Here is a 5,342-nt window from a genome sequence, read left to right on the forward strand (position 1 = left end):
GAGCTTGAAGAAGTAGCGATGCGGCTTGCCGGGAGGCGGGCAGGGGCCGCCCCAACCGAGCCTTCCGAAGTCGTTCTTCCCCTGGATGGCCCCCGCCGGCTCCCTCAGGCTCGCGTCCTTCGGGGCCCCCTCCGGCAGGATCCGGGCGCTCGCGGGAAGGTCGAACACGACCCAGTGGACCCAATTCCCGACGGGCGCATCCGGATCGTCGACCACGAGCGCGAGAGACCGCGTCAGAGCGGGTGGGTCGGTCCACTCGAGCCTGGGGGACACGTCCTCGCCGTCGCAGGTGTGGCGCACGGGGATTCGAGCGCCGCGCTCGAACGCCGGGCTCTTGAGGGCGAACTCCATCGTCTGGACCTCCTTCGCGCCCGCCCGGCCCACGATTTCCGGCCCGGCGCCGGGCGGTGACGGCAGCAGGAGCAGCAACGGAACGATCAGGATCGAAATTCCGCGGGGCATGCTCTCGTTCTCCGCAGGCCTAGGCGCACGCCCTCCCGGCGTCGCGCTCGGCGAAGAGCGTACGACCGGGGCGGCCGCGAGCACAAGCGGCGCCGCCGCCGTCAGTCGCCGAGCTGGCGCGCCAGGGCCTCGGGCTCGGTGCACGGCGGGCCGCAGGCGCGGTCCTGGCAGACGTACGCGGTCGGGGCGCCGCCGACCTCCGTCCTCCCCTCGAGGAGTGGGAGCCCCGCGGCGGATTCGCCGGGCCGGCACAGGGCGACGACCCGGTTCGGGAGGTAGCGCCCTCGGATCGCGGCGAGCAGCGCGAGCGTCTCGTCGCGGGCGGGGTCCCCGACGATCGCGATCTCCCGCACCGGTCCGTCCGCGAAGTCCGCGGCGGCCAGAAGGGACGCGAACGCCGAGGGCGACCGTACGACGGATGGCCGGTACGCGGACATCGTCCCAAGAGCCGCGTCCTCGAGGTCGCGGTCGTCGAGGTGCGCCGCGAGCCTCAGGAGCGTCTCCGCCGCGACCCCGGCGCCGGAGGGGAGCGCGCCGTCGTGGAGGCTGCGGTACCTGGCGATCAGCGTCTCGTGATCCTCGGAGGTGAAGAAGAACCCGCCGCACGTGCGGTCCGCGAACCGCGCCACGAGGCTCCTCGCGATGCGGGCGGACGCGTCGAGGTACTTGCGCGCGAACCCCGCCTCGTAGAGGTCGAGCAGCCCCCTGGCGAGGAAGGCGTAGTCGTCGAGGTACCCGTTGAGCCGCGCCTTCTCGTCCCGCCAGGACGCGAGAAGCCGACCGTCGCGCGCCAGGCGCGCGAGCACGAAGTCCGCGGCCCGGCGTGCGGAGCGAAGGTCTTCGGGTCGGCCAAGCGCCTCGTGGGCCCGCGCGAACGCGGAGATCATCAGTCCGTTCCACGCGGTCAGCACCTTGTCGTCGGTGGCGGGGCGGGAACGCAGGCTCCTCGCGACGAGAAGGAAGGAACGCATCGGAGCGAGGCGGGCGACGAGGCGCTCCTCCGTGGTGCCGAGGGCCTCCGCCCGCGCAGCGAGCGAGCCCGAGGCGAGGTTCAGGATGCTCCGCCCGTCGAAGTTCCCCTCGGGGGTGATCCCGTAAATCCCGCAGAAGAACGCGCCGTCGTCCGGGCCGAGCACGTCGCGCACCTCGTCCGGCCGAAAGACGTAGTAGCGCCCCTCGTGCCCCTCGCTATCCGCGTCCAGCGACGAGAGGAAACCCCCTTCCGGCGAAGTCATCTCCCGCCGGACGAAGTCGAGCGTCTCCTCGACGACCCGCCGGTAGAGCGCCTCGCGCGCGACGAGCCACGCGTCGACGTACACCGGGACGAGCAGCGCCTGATCGTAGAGCATCTTCTCGAAGTGGGGGACGAGCCAGCGCTCGTCGGTGCTGTACCGAGCGAACCCGCCGCCGACCTGGTCGTACGTGCCGCCGAGCGCCATCGCGCCGAGCGTCGTCTCGACCATCCGGAGGGGAACGCTCTCCCGGGAGCGGGCGTGCTCCCGGAGGAGCAGCGCGAGGGCGCCGTGCGGGGGGAACTTCGGGGCGCCGCCGAAGCCTCCCCACGCGGGATCGAATCTCGCCGTGAGATCGGCCGCCGCGGCGGCGATCTCTCTCCGTCCGACGCGCGCGTCGCCCGAGGACGCGGCCCCACCGGCGCCGATGGCGTGCAGGGTCTGGGCCATCCTCCCCGCGGAATCCTCGATCTCGGCGCGGCGCGACTTCCACACCTCGTGGACCTTGGCGAGGATCGAGAGGAGCCCTGCCCGCCCGTCGCGGTCCTCCGGCGGAAAATACGTTCCGCCGAAGAACGGCTCGAGCGCGGGCGTGAGGAACACGTTGAGCGGCCATCCCCCTGTGCCCGTCAAGAGCTGGATCGCGTTCATGTAGATCGCGTCCAGATCGGGGCGCTCCTCGCGGTCCACCTTGATCGCCACGAAGTGCTCGTTGAGGATGCGTGCCACTCGCTCGTCTTCGAACGACTCCCGCTCCATGACGTGGCACCAATGGCAGGCCGAGTAGCCGATGGACAGGAAGATCGGCCGGTCGGAGAGCCGAGCCTTCTCGAGCGCCTCCGGGCCCCACGCGTACCAATCCACCGGGTTGTGGAGGTGTTGCAGCAGGTACGGGCTCGTCTGTCCCGCGAGGTGGTTGGTCCTCGGGACATCTCGCGGCTGGACTTCGCTCATGCTCGCTTCCCAGGGCCGCCGCGCCTGAGACTCGACGCGGACGGGAGACTCGAAATCATACACTTTCCATCCATTATCGGTCGACGGGCAGAGGAGGGGGCGGCGCCATCTCAGGGCGCGGCGAGCCCCAGGAGCGCGTTTCCCGTCAGCCGGAAGACGGTCCAACCGCTCATCGGGAGCGCGCCGAGCCGCCGGTAGAACTCGATCGCCGGCTCGTTCCAGTCGAGGACCGCCCACTCCATCCGCTCGCAGCCCCGCTCCCGCGCCACGCGCGCGACGTGGGCCATCAGGGCGCGACCGAAGCCGCGCCCGCGCTCGGACGGGCGAACGTAGAGGTCCTCGAGGTACAGGCCCCGGCGGCCGACGAACGTCGAGAAATTGTGGAAGTAGAGGGCGAAACCCACCGGCTCGCCGTTCGAGCGCCCGATCACGAACTCCGCCGCCGGCTTCGAACCGAACAAAGCCGAGCGCAGTCCGTTCTCGGTGGCGACGACCTCGTGGGAAAGGCGCTCGTACTCCGCGAGCTCCTTGATGAGCGCCAGGACCAGCGGGACGTCCCGCTCGGTCGCCTCCTCGACGGTGAAGCCGGTCGGATTCGTGGATCGTGGCATCGCGTCGCTCCTTGCCGGCGGACGGCCCGCGAACAGCATAACCCGCGGACGCGGACCGCGGCCCGGGTCGTCCGGTGCGGTTACACTTCTGCTCCGAGGAGGCGGCTTGGACGGCGCGGCGCTCGAGTTCCGGAACGTCACGAAGCGCTACGAGGGTGACGGCGGGGCGGTCCTCTTGGCCCTGCGGGGGGCATCGTTCGCGGTGCCCCCGGGACGCAAGGTGGCGATCACCGGCCGCAGCGGGAGCGGCAAGTCCACGCTCCTCCACCTCGCGGCCGGGATCGACACGCCGACGACGGGGGCCGTGCTCGTGGCCGGCCGCGACCTCGGCCGGATGAGCGAAGCCCGGAGGACGCTGGCCCGCCGGGACGGCATCGGCCTGGTGTTCCAGTTCTTCCACCTGCTGCCGCACCTCACGGTCCGGGACAACGTGCTGCTCCCGGCGTGGATCGCGGGCGACGCGCCGCGGGACGCGGCGAGGCGCGCCGAGGACCTGCTCGCCCGAGTCGACCTCGGCAGCCGCGCGGGAGACGCGGTCCGCAAGCTGAGCGGCGGGGAGATGCAACGGGTCGCCCTCTGTCGCGCGCTACTGCGCCGGCCCCGTCTCCTCCTGGCCGACGAGCCCACCGGCAATCTGGACGACGACAACAGCCGAAAGGTGATGGACCTCCTCCTCCGCCTCGCCGAGGAGGAGGACAGCACGCTGATCTACGTCACCCACAGTCGCGAGCTGGCGGCCCTGGCCGACGAGACCTGGCGGATCGGCAGCGGCGTGCTCGAGGTCCCGTGATCCCGTTCTTCGTCGGCGGACTCTACGCCCACTTCCGGGCCGGGCGGACCTTGTTCGTCCTCACCGTCCTCAGCGTCGCGCTGGGGGTCGCGTCGGTGATGTCCATCCAGGTCCTGAACGCGAATGCGCTGGGCGCGTTCGAGGGGGGCCTCGAGGCGGTGAGCGGCGAGGCGGATCTGAGCGTTCTCGGCAACGTCCCGCTGATCCCGGGCCGTGTCGTGGCCGAGGTCCTGGCGGAGCCGGGGGTCGAGGCCGCATGGCCGCTCCTGCGCGTGGTCGCGAAGCTCGAGGGATGCGCCGCGGTCTACCTCGACATCGTCGGGATCGACCTCTTCGCGCCGATCCGCGTCCCCTGGGACACCTCGCCGGGGGATCTCGGTGCGGCGCTGGCGACGCCGGGATGGGCGGCGGTGACCCCGTCGCTGGCGCGAGAGATGGGGTGGAACGTCGGAAGCCGCTTCGAGGTGTCGAGCGGCTCCCGACGGGCGCGGCTCGAGGTCGGGGCGCTGGTGGATTTCCGGAGGATCACCCCGCTCGCGAGCCCGCGGCTCGTGGTGATGGACATCGCCCAGGCGCAAGACGCTCTGGGCATCCCCGAGGGCGTCCACCAGGTTGACCTGAAGCTCGCCGGGGGGGCGTCGCGCGACGAGGTCGCGCGGAGGCTCACCCTGCGGCTCGGGCCCTCGGTCCGGATCGTGACCCCGGAGCAGCGGCGGCGGCAGGCCGCCTCGCTCCTCTCGGCGTTCCGTCTGAACCTGACGGCGCTCTCGCTGATCAGCCTCTTCGTGGGAGGCTTCCTCGTTCACGCCAGCACCCAGGCCGCGCTGGTGCGACGGCGCCGCGAGTTCGGGCTCCTCCGCTCGCTGGGGACCACCCCGAGGCAGGTGCTCCTGATCATCCTGGGAGAGGTCTTGGTCCTGGGCGGTCTCGGGACCGCGCTGGGCCTGCCGATCGGCTGGTGGGCGGCCGAGGCCGACGTGAAGGCGGTCAGCGCGACCCTCACGAACCTCTATCTCCTCGAGGGGATCGACACGCTGCGGCTTCCGGCTTGGATCCTCGGGTTGGCGGCCGCGGCGGGCCTCGGCGGCGCGCTCCTGGGCTCGCTCCTCCCCGCGCTGGACATGAGCCGGAGGGATTCCCGGGCGCTCCTCGCCGGACTCGCGCTCCACGAGCGGATGGGGCGGGCGTCGGGGAGGCTGTTCTCGGCGGGTTGGGCGATCCTCGGCACGGCCGCCCTCGGGTTCGCCGCCGTCGGGCGCGAGGTGCGCTCGGCGGGGTTCTGGGTCGCGCTCG

5 protein-coding genes are annotated in these 5,342 nt (G+C 71.9%); 2 read left to right on the top strand and 3 right to left on the bottom strand.

Going from position 1 to position 5,342, the window contains the following annotated elements; translation table 11 throughout:
- The 3 genes from LAO51_19890 to LAO51_19900 all read right to left on the bottom strand — a co-directional run.
- On the bottom strand, positions 1–351 hold a 351-nt coding region (locus tag LAO51_19890), incomplete at its 3' end, for a YbhB/YbcL family Raf kinase inhibitor-like protein (GenBank protein ID MBZ5641007.1).
- A 212-nt stretch (positions 352–563) separates the two neighbouring features.
- Positions 564–2,648 (bottom strand): thioredoxin domain-containing protein, encoded by a 2,085-nt coding sequence (locus LAO51_19895; protein ID MBZ5641008.1) that lies wholly within the window; start codon positions 2,646–2,648, stop codon positions 564–566.
- A gap of 110 nt (positions 2,649–2,758) precedes the next feature.
- Positions 2,759–3,259 (bottom strand): GNAT family N-acetyltransferase, encoded by a 501-nt coding sequence (locus tag LAO51_19900; protein MBZ5641009.1) that lies wholly within the window; start codon positions 3,257–3,259, stop codon positions 2,759–2,761.
- Here LAO51_19900 and LAO51_19905 point away from each other — a divergent pair.
- A complete protein-coding gene (locus tag LAO51_19905; GenBank protein MBZ5641010.1) occupies positions 3,180–4,049 on the top strand; it encodes an ABC transporter ATP-binding protein in 870 nt (289 codons plus the stop codon). The two genes, LAO51_19900 and LAO51_19905, sit on opposite strands and share 80 nt — an antisense overlap.
- Positions 4,046–5,342, top strand: a 1,297-nt coding sequence (locus LAO51_19910) for an ABC transporter permease (GenBank protein MBZ5641011.1), incomplete at its 3' end; no start/stop codon positions are given. The genes LAO51_19905 and LAO51_19910, both read left to right, overlap by 4 nt.

The sequence above is a fragment of the Terriglobia bacterium genome (genome assembly GCA_020073205.1).
Lineage (GTDB): Bacteria > Acidobacteriota > Polarisedimenticolia > Polarisedimenticolales > JAIQFR01 > JAIQFR01.